This window comes from Streptomyces sp. NPDC051907 (assembly GCF_040681075.1).
Taxonomy (GTDB): domain Bacteria; phylum Actinomycetota; class Actinomycetes; order Streptomycetales; family Streptomycetaceae; genus Streptomyces.
On sequence record NZ_JBFAYB010000042.1, the window covers coordinates 35,439 to 52,259 of the forward strand.

Consider the following 16,821-nt stretch of genomic DNA (forward strand, 5'->3'; position numbering starts at 1 on the left):
TGGCTACCCGACGCGCGCCCTCCGCCACTCCACTTCGGCGGCCGCCATCGGGGCATGGATGCTGTACACATCGCCGAGGCGCAGCCTGTCCGGTGTGCTGTACTCGCCACAGGCGCCTATGACGGAGACGGCCACCTTCGATTCGGGCTGCCAGAACGACCGGTAGTACGGCGCGTTCGCGGACGCCTCCGGGATCTCCAGCAAAGGGACGCCGCGTCGCTCCAGTAGGCGCCGCACCTTCTCGAACCGAAGCCTGGGGGCGAACCGCCCGTACCGGGCGCGCAGCGCGTCGTTGACGAGGGTGCGGTCCCGGCGCGCGAGCCTGTGCACCTGCAAGGTGAAGTGGCGCCCCGACCAGGGTAGGCCGGCGGAAGCGCGGTCCCAGAAGAACTCGGCCAGGCCGTAGTCACGCCACATGCTGCTGTCGTCGAAGCTGTTCTCGGCGAAGTCCGGCCCGAGGACCTCGGTGACGCGGTCGGGAGAGTCCGTGGGGCGCAGGCCGAGCACGGTGCCGGTGGTGACGACGTCCAGGTAGAACGCCAGGGAGTACGGGGTCACAGGTTGATCCTCGGCCAGGCCCTCGCCATCCCTCCGCTATCCGTCCTCCCGCAGGTGGAAGTAGACGGTCCCCGACCGCCAAGGGCCGTGCTCGGTCGTCTCCGACTCGATCACCACGTCCTGGATCTCGACAGGGCCCAACGCCTCGATGGCATCGGCCAGTCGCCGCAGGAGCGCCGGAACGCTGTCGCAGCCCGGCCCGGCAGGGTTGGCCTGCGAGAAATGGCGCACGGTCCAGTGCTGGGGAGTCTCCGTCATGGGCTGATCGTATGACCTGCTGATCATGACGTCGAGGTCAAGATCAGCAGGTGCTCGGGGTTCGGGACGGGTGTGAAGGCGGAGGAGTCGGCGCCTCGTCGCCGGAGCCGGCCTTCGCATAGATCTCAGTGCCCGATTCGCCAGCGTGCCTAGTTCCTGCCCGGGCGTTGTCCAGCCGAGTGCGCGGCGGACGCCGGTACGCTCGCACCGATCCGCTGGCCGGCCACGTGCTCTCTGCGCCAGAGAGGAGACCAAGTCGGGCTACTGCCAGGCCACTTGAGCAAGTGAACTGGGGCTGTTGCTCCACCACGGCAGCTCCTACCCTCCGAGTATGGACTGGGGAACGATCATCGGTACCGTCACGGGCGCGGTCATCGGCGTCGGCGCCACTTCGCTGGCCGACCGGTCGCGATGGCGCCGAGAACAGGCGGCGAGCCGATCCGCGATCAAGCGAGAGCTGTACGCCGCCTACCTCGCGGCGGTAGCGCAGGCGTGGAACGAGATCCGCGCGGCGGTCATCGACAGCGACGAGCCCTGGCCGGAGCGCGCACGCATGGCGAGCCTCGCCTATCGAAACGGTGGTGTGTACGAACTGCGCTACCAGATGGCCATCACCGCTCCACCGAACATCGTGGTCCTGTCCGACCAGACCATGCGTGGCATACGCGACCTGACGAACAAGCTGAGCGCTGGCCACACGTATGCCAGTTGGGATGACCTCAAGAGCGACAACCAAGCATGGTTCGACGCCTTCAACGCCATGCGCCGCATGATGCGCCTGGACCTCGACCCCGAGGCGCTCCCCGTGCCACCGCCCAGTCGATGACATTCCATACACGCCTCAAGCCGAGCGCCTGCCGGAGCCTGATCAGTCGGCGTGCTGCGGCGCCCCGCGAATCCGCCGTCGCACCCAACGCCGTCGCACCAACCGCCGTCGCGCCAAAGCCACTGCCTCACCGTGCCTTTGGGACGAGATCTCGCAGCACGGCCCCCAGTCGGCGCGCTCCCTCGTCCAGTTCCGTGTGGTCGGCGGTGGCGGCGAAGCCGAGGCGGAGGTGGGCTGCCGGCGGCTCGGCGGCGAAGTAGCGGCTGCCCGCGCTCGCCGCCACGCCCCGCTGCCGGGCGGCGGCCGTGAGCGCCGTGTCGTCCACGCCGGGCGGCAGCCTTAGCCATAGGTGCAGCCCGCCGACCGGAACGCTGGTGACGGTCGCCGTCGGCATCTCGCGGGAGAGCGCGGCGGTCAGCCGTGCGCACCGCTCGCGCAGGTCGGCGCCGAGCGTCCGGACGTGCCGGTCCCACGACGGGGAGCTGAGCAGTTCCAGCGCCGCTTCCTGGAGCGGGCGGGTGACGAAGAAGTCGTCGACCATGCGGACCGCCCGCATACGCTCCATCACCGGGCCGCGGGCGACCAGCGCCCCGATCCGCAGGCTCGGCGCCGCGGGCTTGGTCAGAGAGGTCACATGGACGACCGTGCCGTCGCCGTCGTCCGCCACCAGTGGCCGGGGCACGGGACCGCCGTGGCCCAGGTACCGGGCGAAGTCGTCCTCGATCACGAAGGCGCCCGAGGCCCGGGCCACGCTCAGGACTTGCCGCCGGCGTTCGCTGGACAGGACCGTTCCGGTCGGATTGTGGAACGTCGGCTGGCAGTACAGCAGCCGTGCCCCGGTCATCGCGAAGGCGTCGGCCAGCAGGTCGGGCCGTACGCCGTCGGCGTCGAGCGGCACGGGCACCAGGCGCAGTCCCGCCGCGCTGGCCGCGGCCAGCGCGCCCGGATAGCTGGGCGACTCCACCAGGACCGGGCTGCCCGGCCCGGCGATCGCCCGGAACGCGATGGACAGGGCGCTCTGCCCGCCCGAGGTGACAAGGACGTCATCGGGGGTCACGCCGCCACCGGTGATCTCGGCGAACACGGCGCGCAGTGCGGGGAGTCCGCTCGCCGTGGCGCGGTCCCAGGCGTCCGGGCGGCGCGCCGCCCGCGCGAGCGCCGCACTCAGTGCCCGGGTCGGCTGGAGCGAGCGATGGATGTAGCCGCCGTCCATCGTGATCGTGCCGGCCGGAGCGGGTGGGAGCGGTTCGGCGATCAGACGTGTGTCGACGGCGCGGTCGGTGAGCGCGACCGTCTGCCAGGCGGTGTCCACGACTTCGGGCTCGGTTCGGGCCCGCACCGCCACATATGTGCCGCTGCCCGGGCGGGTGACCACGGCGCCCTCCGCCGCCAGCACGGCAATGGCCCGCGCCACGGTCGCCGGGCCGACCCGGTACCGCTGGATCAGCTCCCGGCTGCTCGGCAGCCGGTCGCCCGGCGAGAGCTGAGCGATCAGCTCACGGAGCCTGGCCGCCAATCCGGCAGAAGTGCTACTGTCTGACATGAGAGATGAGAATAGCGCTTCTATAGCGACCGGGGAAGCACTTCAGCTGGACGTCGCCGCCCTGCGAGCCGACACCCCCGGGTGCCGGCAGGTCATCCACTTCAACAACGCGGGCTGCGGGCTGCTGGCCGCCCCGGTGCTGACCGCGATGGTCGGTCACCTCAACCTGGAGGCACGGATCGGCGGTTACGAGGCATCGGCCGCCCAGGCCGACGGAGTCCGCGAGTTCTACACGGAGCTCGCCGCGCTGATCAACACCACGCCCGACAACATCGCCTTCGCAGGCAGCGCCACGCATGCGTACGCCAACGCCCTGTCCTCGATCCCGTTCGAGCCCGGCGACACGATCCTCACCACCCGCGACGACTTCGTCTCCAACCAGATCGCCTTCCTGTCACTGCGCAAGCGGTTCGGCGTACGGATCGTCCACGCGCCCAACACCCCTGAGGGCGGGGTGGACGTGCCGGCGATGGCCGAGCTGATGCGGACCCACCGCCCCCGCCTGGTGTCCGCCACCCACGTCCCCACCAACTCCGGTCTGGTCACCCCGGTCGCCGAGATCGGCCGGCACTGCCGCGAGCTGGACCTGCTCTACCTGGTCGACGCCTGCCAGTCCGTGGGCCAGTACCCCCTCGACGTCGAGGAGATCGGCTGCGACCTGCTCACCGCCACCTGCCGGAAGTTCCTCCGCGGCCCGCGAGGCTCCGGATTCCTCTACGTCTCCGACCGCGTCCTGCGCGCCGGCTACGAGCCCCTGTTCATCGACATGCACGGCGCCCGCTGGACCGCGCCCGGCAGCTACCGGCCCGTCGCGACCGCGGCCCGGTTCGAGGAGTGGGAGTTCCCGTACGCCACCGTGCTCGGCTGCGCCGCCGCGACCCGCTACGCCCGCAACGTCGGCATGGAGGCCATAGCGCACCGCACACCGGCGCTCGCGGCGAGGCTGCGGAGCCGGCTCGAAACCGTCCCCGGAGTGCGCCTGCTCGACCGCGGCCCGCAGCTCGCCGCGCTCGTCACCTTCGCCGTCGACGACGGCTGGCAGCCGCAGCCGTTCAAGGAGGCCATGGACGCCCGCAACATCAACTCGGCGCTCAGCCTCCGCGAGTTCGCCCAGTTCGACTTCGGAGACAAGGGCGTCGACTGGTGCCTACGCCTGTCGCCGCACTACTACAACACCGAAGAGGAAGTGGACCACGTCGCCGACGCGGTCGCCGACATCGTCCGACAGAAACGGCGGTGACGGCCGTCCTCCGGACGCTGTCCCAAGCGTGCGCCGGGCCCTGCGACACGGAACGTGGCCGCGGATAGCGGCGAACACGCCCGCTTGGTTCGGCAGGCGGTCGGGCGTCGGGCGTCGGGCGGGCCGGCGGATCGCGGCGCCCGGCCGCCCGCGCTCACGCGGTCAGCTGCGCCGGTCGGCCCAGTTCGATGCTGTGGTGGGTCTGCTCGACCTTGGCCCGCAGGTAGCGGAGGTTGTGGTCGGTGGCGAAGACGCCGGTGGGGACGCGGCGACGGACGTCGATGCTCTGCTCGCGCAGTTGCAGCGTTTTGTCGGGGTTGTTGGAGAGCAGGTCCAGTTCCCGAACGCCGAGTGCGGTGAGCATCTGCGCCGCCGCCGCGTAGTCGCGGGCGTCCTGCGGCAGGCCGAGCGCGGTGTTGGCGGCGTAGGTGTCCATGCCCTGGTCCTGAAGGGCGTAGGCGTCGAGCTTGTTGTACAGGCCGATGCCGCGGCCCTCCTGGCGCAGGTAGAGCAGATACCCGCCGGCGTCGGCGATGCGCTCGACGGATTCGCGCAGTTGTGGGCCGCAGTCGCAGCGTGCGGATCCGAACACGTCGCCGGTGAGGCACTCGGAGTGGAGGCGGACGAGCGGGGTGCGACCGGGCTCCGGTGTGCCGAGCGCTACGGCGATGTGCTCGGCCCGGTCCACGAGGCCGTGGAAGGTGATGAGCTCGGCGTCCACCGCGTACTCGTCGAAGCGCAGCGGCACCCGGACGCGGGTGCGCACCGTGGCGGCGGGGATCTCAGGCATGGATGGCTCCACTCGTTGCCGGTGAACAGATAGTTCAAACTCGAACGACCGATGAGGGGACCCTAGCGTGTGATTCAAATTTGAACAACTGGGCGTACGATGGGTCCATGGGTGACACCAAGTGGCTGGACGACGTCGAGATGCGGGCCTGGCAGGGCTTTCTGGCGGCCGGAGCCTTGCTGAACAGGCGGATCGAGCAGCAGCTCAAGAGCGACGCGGGCCTCTCGCATGCGCAGTACGAGATCCTCGCCAGGCTCTCCGACGCGCCCGACGGCGAGCTGCGCATGACCGAGCTCGCCGACGCCCTGTTCACCTCCAAGAGCGGCCTCACCTATCTGGTCACCCAGATGGAGAAGGCCGGCCTGGTGTGCCGTCGCTCCTGCCCGAGCGATGTGCGCGGGGTGCTGGCCTCGCTCACCGACGCCGGGCGGGAGCGGCTCGCGCAGGCTGCGCCCGGTCATGTCGCCCTCGTGCGGGCTCGGCTCATCGACGTCCTCGACCGGCGCCAGCTCGCCGTGCTCGCCGATGGGCTGGCCGAGGTGGTGCAGGGGCTCCGCTGCCCCGAGGAGGATGGCGGCGGGGAGCCAAGCGCCTGACCTCGTTCGACGTCGACAGACTGAACGTCAGGGGGCTCTGGGGGGCGTACTGCCTCACGATGCTCGACGCCCTCGAACGACCCGGCCCCTGGCGCGCAACAGGACGGTCAGCGCAACGGGAGCCGCCGTCGGAACACGGAGCCGCCCGAGGCCCCCGCAGTCGGCGTCATCGGACGCCGAGGAAGATGCCGCCCGGTGTGTTGAGGTCGTCGTTGTAGAGGTGGAACGCCCTGAGCGACCTGGATACCTCTCGCTGGGAGATGAAGGCGTCTCCGTCCAGGTCCAGACGCTTGAAGACGGCCGCGGCCTCAGAGCCGGAGATACCGCAGAAGTCCAGGTACCTGGCGAACTCGTCCTTGCTGATTCGCTTGTCGCCGTCGACGTCGAGGATGCTGAAGATAGCCTGCGCGAGATCCTCGAGCAGATGGGACGCGTGCGTGTCGTAGTCCGCTGCGCGGTGCGCCGCGACGAACTCGTCCCGGGACAGCCGGTCGTGCCCGGGGGGCGCGTGCATCAGAAGGCCCAGCCACTGCGACCAGTACGCCTTCTCCAGAGCCTTGATCTTGGAGTGGCTCGTCGGCAACGCATAGCCGGTCGTGTACTTGTCCACGATCCGCTGGAGGTCGTCCCAGGTGACGAAGCCGTCTTCGTCGGCGTCCAGGACCGAGAAGAGCCCTCGGAGTCTGCGGGTGATCGGATCGAGCGTTGCCATGCGTTCCGTGTCCTTCGCTAGCGGTGGTTGCGGACGCCGGGGTCGTTCGTCCTCGAGTCGTTGCACGGATCGACGTCCGCGGCGTACTCGACGTGTCAGACGCTCGCACGCCGCCGATGGTTCACCGTGCGCGCCGGGCCGTCGTCCGGGCAGGTGAGGTCGGCTGGCCCCGGCTCGAACCTCGGTTTGATCCTGGACGTGGGTCATGGAGCGCTCGAACCGCCGACGCTAGCAGGACCGGCTTCGGTCGATGCTGTAGTCGCTGATCAGCCAGCGGTCGCCCACTGCACTCGATCTCCCCTGTCTCGCCTGCCAGTTGACAACCCGGGGCAGCACAGTAGATCACGTGGGTCCCTCAAGCATCCCTGCGGCGAGCGGTACGTTCGAGGGCGCGATCAGCCGGGCGCGGAGGTCCGGGGCGGGCATGTCGGGGTCGAAGGGGAACATGGGCCGCCGGATGCGGTGGTGGCCGAGCCTCGTCAGGTCCTGGTCGACTCCTCCCGGGGTGAGGGCCATCCTCCAGTCGGCGGCCATGGCGTAGAGCTCCGGCTCCAGATAGCCGATCTTGACGATGACGACGTCCGCCTCGCGCGGAGCCAGCTCCAGCCGCGCGAAATCGTGTTCGTGGTGGTAGGGCTTCCGCAGCCGGGTCAGGATCACGTACACGCTCCCCACCCGCAGGACGACCTCCGTCTCCGCGTCCGGGTCGCCGTGCCGGACCGCGTGCACCACGCCCGTCAGGGTGAGCGGTCCGCAGTGCCGGTCGTCCACCTCGGCGCCCGCGGTGACGGTGACGGTGGCCCCGACGCCCGCCCGCACCGCCTCGTCGACGGCGGACGGGCCCGGCAGCGAGGCGTAGACGACGACCGGTCCGGACGGATCCTTGAACTCCGCGCGGGACAGCACCTGGTCGAGGCCCCAGGTGACGTCACCTGCGCCGCCCGCGGTCGGGTTGTCGCCGGTGTCGCTGATGAAGTACGGGCGGGCCTCGGACGCCAGCGCCTCGTCGAGGCATTCGTCGAGCGGACCGGTCGGGGCGACGAAGGCGAAGTCGCGCCGCGCGTCCCAGAACGCGCGGGCCAGCCGCTCGGCGCCCGTCGCGACCGCCTCGGGATCCTGCCCGGTGACGACCACCGCTGCCCGGTTGCGCGGCTCGTCCGCCCACGCGTACCCGACCCAGATCGCCGCGTCGACGACGCCGCGCAGCGCCGCCACCTGCTCGACCCCCGCGTACACGCTCTTCGCGGGCTCGATCCGGGTCGAGGTCTGCTCCCCGGCCAGCAGCACCGGCACGGGGATCCACGCCTTCACCGGGCGGGGCGCTCCGCTCGCCAGCAGGTCGACGAGGTTGCGGGCCGCGCGCTCCTTGGTCTCCATGGCGTCCTCGTGCGGGGCCATGCGGTAGCAGGTGATCAGGTCGCTCCGATGGACCAGTTCGCGCGATACGTTGCCGTGCAGGTCCATCGACGTCGAGACGAGGGCGTCCGGGCCGACGGTCGCGCGGATACGCGCGAGAAGGACCGCCTCGGCGTCGTCCAGGCCCTCGACCGTCATCGCTCCGTGGATGTCGTACCAGACCCCGTCGAGGGGCCCCAGCTTCCGCAGCCGGTCGATCAGCTCGGCCGAGAGGTCCGCGAACGCGGCCGCCGTCACCGTACCGCCCGGCAGCGCCTTGCCGACCAGCGCGCCGCGCCAGTCGGCGGCCGTCCGCAGCGGGGCGCCGGGGGAGAGGAACGGGTAGCGGCCGAGCACATCGGCGCCCCGCCGCGGGTGGAAGGCGGGGGCCTCGGTACGGGCCGGGGAGAAGGCCGACGACTCGATGCCGAGGCCGGCGATCGCGATGACGGGACGGGGGTGTGACATGGCTCCTCCAGGTGTCGGGACCGGTGGCGGCGGGATTCAGGAGTGGTTGCCGGCGACCGTCCGCAGCGTGTGCGCCAATGCACGTTGCAGGGCGAACTGGCCCGCGCCGACCAGCCCCGCGTCGGCGCCGAGGCTGGCCCGCTCGATGACCAGATGCTCGGTCACCAGGGGATGGCAGCCCTCGTACAGCTGGCTGCGCACAGCGGCGACGAACGGCTCCAGGGTCGAGAGGATGCCGCCGAGGTACACGGCGTCGGGGTTGAAGAAGTTGACGTTGGCGGCCAGCACCATGCCGAGGTAGCGACCGGCCTGCCGGACCGCGCGGGTCGCCTCGGGGTCGGCGTCGGAGGCGAGGCGTACGACGTCCTCGGTGCTCGTCACCACCAGCCCCCGCTCGCGCAGGATCCGCACCAGCGCGGCGCCCGACGCGACGGTCTCCAGGCAGCCGGTGTTGCCGCAGGAGCAGGGGGTGTCGTGGGCCGCCTCGACCCGCACATGGGTGATCTCGCCCGCGGCGCCTGTACCGCCCCGGTAGAGCCGGCCGTCGGCGATGACGCCCGCGCCGATCGCCGTGCCGGTCTTGACCATGATCGACTGCCGGCGCTCGGGCGGCTGGACGGTGTGCTCGCCGACGGCCATGCAGTTGGCGTCGTTCTCGATCGCGGCCGGGACGCCGAAGCGGTCCTCCAGCCAGGACCGCACGGGGAATCGGTTCCAGCCGGGCATGCGGGACGGCAGGGTGACGACGCCGGAGACGACGTCGACCGGGCCGGGCAGCGAGAGGCCGACGCCCTGGAGCAGGTCCCGGCCGTGCTGCTCGGCGAGTGCCTCCAGCGTCCCGGCCAGTCCGGGCAGGGCGGCCTCCGGACCGTCGGCGGTCGCGAACGGCACCGTGGAGACGTCGGCGAGACCGCCGCCGGGCAGGACGACGCCCACGTGGGCGTGCCGGCCGCCGAGTTCGGCCGCCACCGCGAACCCGTCGCTGCCGCCGAGCCGCAGCACCTTGCGCGGCCGGCCGCCCGCGGAGGACACCGTGCCCTCCTCGGCGACCAGGCCGAGAGACATCAGCTGGCTCACCGCGAACGACACCGTCGACGGCGCCGCGCCGAGCAGCTCGGCGATCTCCGTACGCGTCGCCACCTGCCCGGAGGCGAGGAGCTCGAGGACCCGCCCGGTCAGCGAGGAGAGGCCCGCGTTGTGCTTCCGTCGCGGTGGACTTTTTTCAGTCATGGAGGAAGTTACTTCCGGCGTCGGCGGCTGGGGCGTCGAGCGTAAGTCCCTGGGGGCGGCACAACCCTTTTTCCAGAACAGCAGTAACAGGCTTTTTACAGCAACATCCCTGTTTCTCCAGTCAGTTGGGTCGTTGACTGACCTCGCCACGCCTCAGTTCCCCGTTTTCCAAGGAGAGCCATGTCCCCAAGGAGAGCCATGCCGCCGAGGAGAGCCGCGTTCCCCTCGCGTATCCGACTCCGCGCCGGCGCCGTCCTGGCCGCAGGAATGCTGCTGCTCGCGGGCTGCACCGGGACGAGCGGCACATCGTCCTCGTCCCACGACTCGATCGACTACGCGCTGCCCGCGAACTTCACGCCTAACTGGATCCTGCCGATCGGCACGGCCGCCCACCTGAACACCAACAACATCTCCATCGCGAACACGCTGTGGGAGCCGCTCGTCGCCTACGACGGCTCGACCGGCAGCATCGCCTGGAACAAGGCCGGCTCGGTGGCCACCGCCGCCGACTTCGCCCCCGACGGAAAGAGCGTGAAGATCACGCTGGGCGACCGCCACTGGAGCGACGGAAAGCCGATCACATCGCGCGACGTCGAGTTCTGGTTCAACCTCGTCAAGGCGAACAAGGCGCAGTGGGCCGGCTACAACCCCGGCAAGGCGCCCGACAACTGGACGTCCTTCAAGACCGACGACGACCGCCACTTCACGATCGCCTTCGACAAGGCCTACAACTCCCAGTGGATGCTCGCCAACCAGCTCAGCAGCATCACCCCGCTGCCGCAGCACGCCTGGGACAAGACCGCCGCCTCGTCGCCGGTCTCCGACGCCGACCGCACGGACGCGGACGCCAAGAAGGTGTGGACGTACCTCAACAACGCGGCGAAGAACATCGCGGGCTACCAGAAGGACGACCTGTGGAAGACCATCAGCGGCCCGTACGCCGTCAAGTCCTTCTCGACAGCCGGCAAGGTGGTCCTCACCGCCAACAAGAAGTACGACGGCGGTGAGAAGCCCGCCATCCCCACGGTGAACCTCCTCCCCTTCACCACGGCCGACGCCCAGAAGAACGCCCTGCGCTCCGGCGCCGTCGACTACGGCTACATCGAGGCGACCGACCTCGACCAGAAGGACCGGTTCACCGCACAGGGCTACACCGTGAAACCGTGGTCCGGCTGGGCGATCACCTACATGCCGTACAACTTCAACAATCCGGCGATGGGCCCCGTGTTCAAACAGCTCTACGCCCGCCAGGCCATCCAGCGCTCCATCGACCAGACGAGCCTGGCGAAGGTCGTCTTCAACGGAACAGCGGCGCCCGGCTACGGCCCGGTTCCGCAGGCGCAGCCGTCGTCCTTCCTCTCGCCGACGCAGAGCGACAACCCGTACCCCTTCTCGACCTCGGCGGCGCGCGAGCTGCTCACCGGCCACGGCTGGACGGAGGAGGACGGCGTGATGACCTGCACGAGTCCCGGCGCGGACGCCTCCCAGTGCGGTGAAGGCGTCGCCGAGGGCACGAAGTTCGAGATGCAGGTGCTGTCGCAGTCCGGCTCGACTGTCACCGACAACATGATGAGCGCGATCCAGTCCTCGCTGGCGAAGACCGGGATCAAGTTCTCCATCAAGACCGCGCCGGTCAACTCCGTGCTGTCGCAGACCCCGCCGTGCACCGAGCGGCAGCCGATCTGCGCGTGGCAGCTGTCCTTCTTCGGCACGGCCGGCAGCTGGTACTTCTCCGCCTTCCCGACCGGCGACTCGCTCTTCCAGACCAAGGGCGGCTCGAACTTCGGAAGCTACTCCAACCCCGAGGTCGACGAGCTCATCTCCGCCTCCACGACGGCGAAGTCGGAGCAGGCCGTCCAGGACTACAGCGCGGCCCTCGCCAAGGACCTGCCCGTGATCTGGCTGCCGGAGCCCGTCTACCAGATCTCGGTGATCAAGAACGGCCTGAGCGTTCTCTCGCAGGACTCGCTCGCCAACTTCCACCCCGCGCAGTGGAAGTGGACCAGCTGAGTGGACACCGTTCGCTACCTCGTCCGACGGGTCCTCCAGGCCCTGGCCGTGATCCTGATCGTCACAGTCGTGGTGTTCTGCCTGCTGCACGCGCTGCCCGGGGGGCCCGCACGCGGGATCCTCGGACCGCAGGCCACGGCCGGGCAGATCGAGGCGTTCAACCACGACCAGGGCCTGGACCGGCCGCTGCCCGTCCAGTACGTCTACTACCTGAGCACGCTGCTGCACGGCGACCTCGGCACCTCGTACACCCTCAACGAGACGGTGTCCCGGCTCATCGAGCAGCGCCTGCCGAAAACGCTGCTGCTGACCGTCCTGTCCGCTCTCGTCGGGCTGCTGGTGGCCGTCCCGCTCGGCATGTGGCAGGCGGTACGGCGCAACAAGCCGGTGGACTACGTGGTCACCACGCTGAGCGTCGTCGCCTACTCGACGCCCGTGTACTTCCTGGGACTCGTCCTGGTGCTGCTCTTCACGCAGACTCTGCGCTGGTTCCCGTCGCAGGCGCCCCAGGGGGAGACGCTGGCGCAGGTGTTCGCCGAACCGGGCGCGCTCGTACTGCCGGTCGCCACCGGAGCGGCTTCCACGGTCGCCGTGTTCAGCCGGTTCATGCGGGCCGCGACCCTGGAGAACCTCGCCGAGGACTACGTCCGAACCGCCCGCGCCGGCGGCTCCCGCCCGCGCGCGATCCTGTGGCGGCACGTGTTCCGCAACTCCCTCACCCCGGTCGTCGCCATGCTCGGCTACTACGTGCCCGTGATCTTCGGCGGCGCCCTCGTCGTCGAGCAGCTCTTCAACTACCCGGGAATGGGGCTGCTGTTCTGGAGCGCCGCGCAGTCGTCCGACTATCCGGTGCTGCTCGGCTGCGTCCTCGTCATCTCCGTTGCGACCGTCGTGGGCACCCTGCTGGCGGACGTCGTGCAGCGGATCGTCGATCCTCGAGCGAAGGCGGAGCGGACATGAGCGCGGTGGCACAGGCTCCCTCGCTGGAGCCGGTCTCGGGTCACCGCCTCTCGGTGCGCCGGTTCGCCCGCAACCGGCCGGCCGTCGCCGGGCTCGTCGTGGCCGTCCTCTTCCTGCTGTTCTGCTTCGTCGGCCCGCTCCTGTACCCGACGGACCAGACCCATACGGACCTGACCCAGGTCAACCTCCCGCCCAGCGGGGCGCATTGGCTGGGCACCGACGCCGTCGGACACGACGAGCTCGGACGGCTCATGTACGGCGGGAAGGTCTCGCTGCTCGTGGGCCTCGCGTCCGGGCTGCTGGCGACCGTCGTCGGCACGCTGTGGGGCGCGGTGGCGGGCTACGCGGGCGGCTGGGTGGACGCGGCGATGATGCGAGTGGTCGACGCGGGCATCGCGATCCCCGCCCTGTTCATCCTGCTGGTCTTCTCCGCCATCGCCACCCCCGGCGCGCTCGGGCTGATCGTCATCCTGGGCCTGGTGTCGTGGCTGGTGCCGTCCCGGCTGGTGCGGGCGGAGACGCTCACGCTCAAGAACAGGGACTACATCCTCACCCTCCGCGCGATCGGCGGCACCCACGGCCGCGCGATCGTCCGGCACATCCTGCCGAACTCGGTGTCGACGATCGTGGTCGCGGCGACCTTCCAGGTCGCCGACGCGATCCTGCTCGTCGCCTACGTGTCGTATCTCGGTCTGGGCGTCCAGCCGCCGTCGACCGACTGGGGCGGCATGCTGTCCGCCGGTCTGACGGCCGCGTACTCCGGACGCTGGTGGCTGATCGTTCCGCCGGGCCTCGCGATCATCCTCGTCGTGTGCGCGTTCAACGCGATCGGCGACGGGCTGCGCGACGCCTTCGACGTGAGGGGGCGCGGATGAGCACCGCGTACACGACTGACTCTGACACGACCGTCCCGGGCGCGGCCATCCTGGACGTCGAGCGTCTCAAGGTGACCTTCGCGACCGACACGGGCGACGTGCCCGCCGTGCGTGACGTGTCCCTGCACGTCCGGCCCGGCGAGACCCTCGCGCTGGTCGGCGAGTCGGGGTCCGGCAAGTCGACGGTGGCGCTGGCCGCGATGGGGCTGCTGTCCGCCGGCGCCCGGGTGACGGGGCGGGTGTCGGTCGACGGGACGCAGGTCGTCGGCGCCACCGAGGCGGAGCTCGCGCGGCTGCGCGGCCGTACTGCCTCCATGGTCTTCCAGGAGCCCGCCACCGCCCTCGATCCGCTGACCCGGGTCGGCAGACAGATCGCCGAGGTCATACGGAACCACCGGAGCGTCTCCGCCCGGCAGGCCGCCGCGGAGGCGGTCGGACTCCTGCGCCGCGTCGGCATCGCGGACCCGGAGCGGCGGGCGTCCGCGTTCCCGTTCCAATTGTCGGGCGGGCAGCGGCAGCGGGTAGTCATCGCCATGGCGATCGCCAACTCGCCCCGTCTGCTGGTCGCCGACGAGCCGACCACCGCGCTCGACGTCACCGTGCAGGCCGACGTCCTCGACCTGCTGCGGGGGCTTGCCGCCGACTCCGACACCGGCGTGCTGCTAGTCACCCACAACATGGGCGTCGTCGCCGACTTCGCCGACCGGGTCGCCGTCATGCTGCGGGGCGAGATCGTGGAGACCGGTCCCGTGGAGGAGGTACTGCTGCGGCCGACGCACGAGTACACGCGGCTGCTGCTGGCGGCGGTGCCTCGGCTGGCGGTCACCGAACGAGAGGCCGACGGGGCGGTGGAGGCGGTGGGGGCAGACGGGGCGCCGCAGGCGCGCCAGGAGCGACCTCCGGATGATCCAGGGCGGGCGGCCGACGCCGAGCCGGTGGTCCGGCTTCGCGACGTCTCGGTGAGCTTCGGCCGGGGACGCCGTGGCGTCAAGGCCCTCCAGGAGGTGTCCCTGACCGTCCGACCCGGCGAGACCGTCGGCCTCGTAGGCGAGTCGGGGTCCGGCAAGTCGACGGCGGCACGGGTCGCGCTGGGTCTGGTGGCGCCGGACTCCGGCTCGGTGTCGCTGTTCGGCGCGGATCTGCGCCGGGCCCGCGGACGCGCCCGCCGGGCGCTGCTGGCCGGCGTGGGCGTCGTGCTCCAGGACCCGGTCGCGTCGCTGGACGCGCGGATGAGCGTCGCCGAGTGCGTGGCCGAGCCGCTGCGCGTGCACTGCAGGGGGACGACGGCGGCCGAGCGGCGGGCGCGGGTCGCCGAGGTGCTGGAGCTCGTCAGGCTGCCGGCGGGGTTGGCGGGACGGGGGCCGCGGGAGCTGTCCGGAGGGCAGCGGCAGCGGGTCAGTCTGGCCCGGGCGCTGGTACTCGAGCCGCGGCTGCTCGTGGCGGACGAGCCGACCAGCGCGCTCGACGTGAGTGTGCAGAGGACGGTGCTGGAGGTGATCGGCGAGCTGCAGGAAGAGCTCGGGTTCGCGTGCCTGTTCGTCTCGCACGACCTGGCCGTCGTGCAGCGGTTCGCCCAACGGGTCGTGGTGCTGCGAGCCGGGCGGGTCGAGGAGCAGGGGCCGACCATGTCCACGCTCCTGCGCCCGGAGACGGAGTACACACGCCGGCTCATCGCCGCCGTGCCCGTACCGGATCCGGTGCTCCAGCGCCGCCGCCGCACCGAGCGCCGGGCATCGGCGACCGCCGCCGGACAGGGGGCCACCGCGTGACGCGCCAGGCGAACGCTCGGGGACGAGCCGCCGGACACCCGGCAGCAGTCCTCGCCGGGATCGACATCGGCGGCACGACCACGCAGGCGATCCTGTGCACGCCGGACCTGGACGTCCTCGACCGCGCGGAGACGCCGACCCCGGCGGCCGAGGGCGGTGAGGCGATGGTCGGCGCCGCGTTGGACGCCCTACGACGGCTGCTGGACCGTACGCCCGCACGGCTGCTCGGCGTCGGGGTGGGCGCGGCGGGCGTGGTGGACGCACGGGCGGGGCGGGTACTGGTGGCGAGCGACTCCTTTCGCGACTGGGCCGGCTTCCCGGTGACCGGGACGGTCGAACGGGCCCTGGGCATACCGGCCTTCCTGGACAACGACGTCAACGCGTTCCTGCGGGGCGAGACGGCGCGGGGCGCCGTCGTGGGCGAGGCGCATGTGCTCGGCATGACGCTGGGCACGGGCGTCGGCGGGGCGCTCTGGCTGGACGGCGCGCTGTACGAGGGGCCGCGGGGCGCGGCCGGGGAGATCGGCCATGTGCCCGGCTTCGGGGACCTGCCCTGCACCTGCGGCGGCCGAGGCCACCTGGAGACCCTGGCGTCAGGCCGCTCCCTCGCCGCCCGCTACGCCGAGCGCACCGGGCGGGAAGCCACCGCCCGCGAGATCGCTAGGGCGGCGCGGCGCAACGACCCGGACGCGCTCGCCGTCTACGGGGCCGCGGGCGCCGCCGTCGCCCGCGCGATCCTCCTCACGGCCGGCCTGCTGGACGTCGCCACCTTCGTGATCGGCGGCGGCGTCAGCGGGTCCTGGGCTCTGCTCGAACCCGCGCTGACCAAGGCCCTGGCCGCCGAGCCTCCCGTCAGCGGCCACCCGGTCCGCGCCCTGCAGTCCCGCCTGGGCGGGGACGCGGTGGCCCTGGGAGCGGCTGCCCGCGCACGGGAAGGGCTGGACGCCTGGGCGGGGACGCGCGACGTCGGCCCGACCGGCTCCACTACACCCTGACGAGGCGGTCCGGAGCCAAAAGGTTGAAACCGCAACAGCGGCTCGTGTTGTCCGTAGGCTTCTGTCTCTCATCGTCACCATTGAGGGGGGACCTCACCTTGCGTACCCATGCCGTCGTCACCGCCGCCGTCGTGGCCGGAACGTTCGCCGCGCTGACCGCGAGCCCGGCCCAGGCCGCCGAATACTCCTCCGCGCTCAAGGTCCGCGGCGTCCAGTACGACGCACCGGGCAGGGACTCCAACCGCTGCACAGGCGGCAACACCCGCGAGGAGTATCTGACGATCAAGAACTACTCGTCCTCGGGGACCGTGAACCTGAAGGGCTATGTCGTCAAGGACGCCGTCGGCAACCGGTTCACCTTCACCGCCAACCACTATCTGCAGCCCGGCGACTATGTGAAGCTCCGGGGCGGCAACGGCGCCGACTCCGACAGCGGCAACGTCGTCTACCGCGACAACTGCAACTTCCTGTGGAACAACGACCGGGACACCATCTACCTTCACAAGCCCTCCGGCAGCCGCGCGGACGTCCACTCGTACAGCAAGAGCGCAAACGACCGCGACGGCAACGGCTATGTGACGTTCCACTGATACGCG

General features: G+C 70.9%; 16 protein-coding genes. 9 read left to right on the plus strand and 7 right to left on the minus strand.

Going from position 1 to position 16,821, the window contains the following annotated elements; translation table 11 throughout:
• Positions 1-3: 3 nt before the first annotated feature.
• Complete coding sequence (locus AB0M39_RS22035) at positions 4-558, minus strand: hypothetical protein (protein ID WP_365366857.1); 555 nt, start codon at positions 556-558, stop codon at positions 4-6.
• A 36-nt stretch (positions 559-594) separates the two neighbouring features.
• On the minus strand, positions 595-816 hold the full coding sequence (locus AB0M39_RS22040) for a hypothetical protein (protein WP_365366859.1): 222 nt from the start codon (positions 814-816) through the stop codon (positions 595-597).
• A 331-nt stretch (positions 817-1,147) separates the two neighbouring features.
• Here AB0M39_RS22040 and AB0M39_RS22045 point away from each other — a divergent pair, with 331 nt between their 5' ends.
• Positions 1,148-1,642: a hypothetical protein gene (locus AB0M39_RS22045; protein WP_365366861.1), complete on the plus strand. Its 495-nt coding sequence runs from the start codon at positions 1,148-1,150 to the stop codon at positions 1,640-1,642.
• Between the two features lie 127 nt (positions 1,643-1,769).
• On the opposite strand, the gene AB0M39_RS22050 is transcribed toward AB0M39_RS22045, so the two are convergent.
• The gene (locus AB0M39_RS22050; RefSeq protein ID WP_365366863.1) at positions 1,770-3,185 is read right to left on the minus strand and encodes a PLP-dependent aminotransferase family protein; all 1,416 of its coding nucleotides are present in this window, start codon (positions 3,183-3,185) and stop codon (positions 1,770-1,772) included.
• Between AB0M39_RS22050 and AB0M39_RS22055 the strand changes: the two genes are divergently transcribed.
• On the plus strand, positions 3,184-4,425 hold the full coding sequence (locus tag AB0M39_RS22055; protein ID WP_365366865.1) for an aminotransferase class V-fold PLP-dependent enzyme: 1,242 nt from the start codon (positions 3,184-3,186) through the stop codon (positions 4,423-4,425). The two genes, AB0M39_RS22050 and AB0M39_RS22055, sit on opposite strands and share 2 nt — an antisense overlap.
• Before the next feature lie 154 nt (positions 4,426-4,579).
• On the opposite strand, the gene ribA is transcribed toward AB0M39_RS22055, so the two are convergent.
• Complete coding sequence (gene ribA / locus AB0M39_RS22060; protein WP_365366867.1) at positions 4,580-5,215, minus strand: GTP cyclohydrolase II; 636 nt, start codon at positions 5,213-5,215, stop codon at positions 4,580-4,582.
• A 107-nt stretch (positions 5,216-5,322) separates the two neighbouring features.
• Between ribA and AB0M39_RS22065 the strand changes: the two genes are divergently transcribed.
• Entirely contained in the window at positions 5,323-5,811 is a 489-nt protein-coding gene (locus AB0M39_RS22065; RefSeq protein ID WP_365366869.1) for a MarR family transcriptional regulator, read from the plus strand.
• A gap of 166 nt (positions 5,812-5,977) precedes the next feature.
• On the opposite strand, the gene AB0M39_RS22070 is transcribed toward AB0M39_RS22065, so the two are convergent.
• From AB0M39_RS22070 to AB0M39_RS22080, 3 genes are all read right to left on the minus strand, one after another.
• Positions 5,978-6,523, minus strand: coding sequence for an EF-hand domain-containing protein (locus AB0M39_RS22070; protein ID WP_365366871.1), 546 nt, complete (start codon positions 6,521-6,523; stop codon positions 5,978-5,980).
• A gap of 342 nt (positions 6,524-6,865) precedes the next feature.
• Complete coding sequence (locus AB0M39_RS22075) at positions 6,866-8,386, minus strand: M81 family metallopeptidase (RefSeq protein ID WP_365366873.1); 1,521 nt, start codon at positions 8,384-8,386, stop codon at positions 6,866-6,868.
• Between the two features lie 36 nt (positions 8,387-8,422).
• A complete protein-coding gene (locus AB0M39_RS22080) occupies positions 8,423-9,616 on the minus strand; it encodes an ROK family transcriptional regulator (protein ID WP_365366875.1) in 1,194 nt (397 codons plus the stop codon).
• Positions 9,617-9,883: 267 nt separating this feature from the next.
• Between AB0M39_RS22080 and AB0M39_RS22085 the strand changes: the two genes are divergently transcribed.
• The 6 genes from AB0M39_RS22085 to AB0M39_RS22110 all read left to right on the plus strand — a co-directional run bounded on the left by AB0M39_RS22085 (position 9,884) and on the right by AB0M39_RS22110 (position 16,815).
• Positions 9,884-11,626 carry a peptide ABC transporter substrate-binding protein gene (locus tag AB0M39_RS22085; protein WP_365366916.1) on the plus strand — a complete coding sequence of 581 codons (1,743 nt, stop codon included), beginning with the start codon at positions 9,884-9,886 and terminating at the stop codon, positions 11,624-11,626.
• The gene (locus tag AB0M39_RS22090) at positions 11,627-12,586 is read left to right on the plus strand and encodes an ABC transporter permease (RefSeq protein ID WP_365366877.1); all 960 of its coding nucleotides are present in this window, start codon (positions 11,627-11,629) and stop codon (positions 12,584-12,586) included.
• Positions 12,583-13,461, plus strand: a complete 879-nt coding sequence (locus AB0M39_RS22095; protein WP_365366879.1) for an ABC transporter permease — start codon at positions 12,583-12,585, stop codon at positions 13,459-13,461. Before AB0M39_RS22090 ends, AB0M39_RS22095 begins: the two co-directional genes overlap by 4 nt.
• A complete protein-coding gene (locus AB0M39_RS22100) occupies positions 13,458-15,230 on the plus strand; it encodes an ABC transporter ATP-binding protein (protein ID WP_365366881.1) in 1,773 nt (590 codons plus the stop codon). The genes AB0M39_RS22095 and AB0M39_RS22100 overlap by 4 nt, the downstream gene beginning before the upstream one ends.
• Positions 15,227-16,225, plus strand: coding sequence for an ROK family protein (locus AB0M39_RS22105; RefSeq protein WP_365366883.1), 999 nt, complete (start codon positions 15,227-15,229; stop codon positions 16,223-16,225). The genes AB0M39_RS22100 and AB0M39_RS22105 overlap by 4 nt, the downstream gene beginning before the upstream one ends.
• 98 nt (positions 16,226-16,323) lie before the next feature.
• Positions 16,324-16,815: a lamin tail domain-containing protein gene (locus tag AB0M39_RS22110; protein ID WP_365366885.1), complete on the plus strand. Its 492-nt coding sequence runs from the start codon at positions 16,324-16,326 to the stop codon at positions 16,813-16,815.
• Positions 16,816-16,821 lie beyond the last annotated feature (6 nt).

What these genes read in the sequence shown, in the direction of transcription:
- AB0M39_RS22040 (WP_365366859.1), bottom strand. Translation starts at nt 816, where the DNA reads ATGACGGAGACTCCCCAGCACTGGACCGTGCGCCATTTCTCGCAGGCC.
- AB0M39_RS22045 (WP_365366861.1), top strand. Translation starts at nt 1,148, where the DNA reads ATGGACTGGGGAACGATCATCGGTACCGTCACGGGCGCGGTCATCGGC.
- AB0M39_RS22055 (WP_365366865.1), top strand. Translation starts at nt 3,184, where the DNA reads ATGAGAGATGAGAATAGCGCTTCTATAGCGACCGGGGAAGCACTTCAG.
- AB0M39_RS22050 (WP_365366863.1), bottom strand. Translation starts at nt 3,185, where the DNA reads ATGTCAGACAGTAGCACTTCTGCCGGATTGGCGGCCAGGCTCCGTGAG.
- ribA (WP_365366867.1), bottom strand. Translation starts at nt 5,215, where the DNA reads ATGCCTGAGATCCCCGCCGCCACGGTGCGCACCCGCGTCCGGGTGCCG.
- AB0M39_RS22065 (WP_365366869.1), top strand. Translation starts at nt 5,323, where the DNA reads ATGGGTGACACCAAGTGGCTGGACGACGTCGAGATGCGGGCCTGGCAG.
- AB0M39_RS22070 (WP_365366871.1), bottom strand. Translation starts at nt 6,523, where the DNA reads ATGGCAACGCTCGATCCGATCACCCGCAGACTCCGAGGGCTCTTCTCG.
- AB0M39_RS22075 (WP_365366873.1), bottom strand. Translation starts at nt 8,386, where the DNA reads ATGTCACACCCCCGTCCCGTCATCGCGATCGCCGGCCTCGGCATCGAG.
- AB0M39_RS22080 (WP_365366875.1), bottom strand. Translation starts at nt 9,616, where the DNA reads ATGACTGAAAAAAGTCCACCGCGACGGAAGCACAACGCGGGCCTCTCC.
- AB0M39_RS22085 (WP_365366916.1), top strand. Translation starts at nt 9,884, where the DNA reads ATGCTGCTGCTCGCGGGCTGCACCGGGACGAGCGGCACATCGTCCTCG.
- AB0M39_RS22095 (WP_365366879.1), top strand. Translation starts at nt 12,583, where the DNA reads ATGAGCGCGGTGGCACAGGCTCCCTCGCTGGAGCCGGTCTCGGGTCAC.
- AB0M39_RS22100 (WP_365366881.1), top strand. Translation starts at nt 13,458, where the DNA reads ATGAGCACCGCGTACACGACTGACTCTGACACGACCGTCCCGGGCGCG.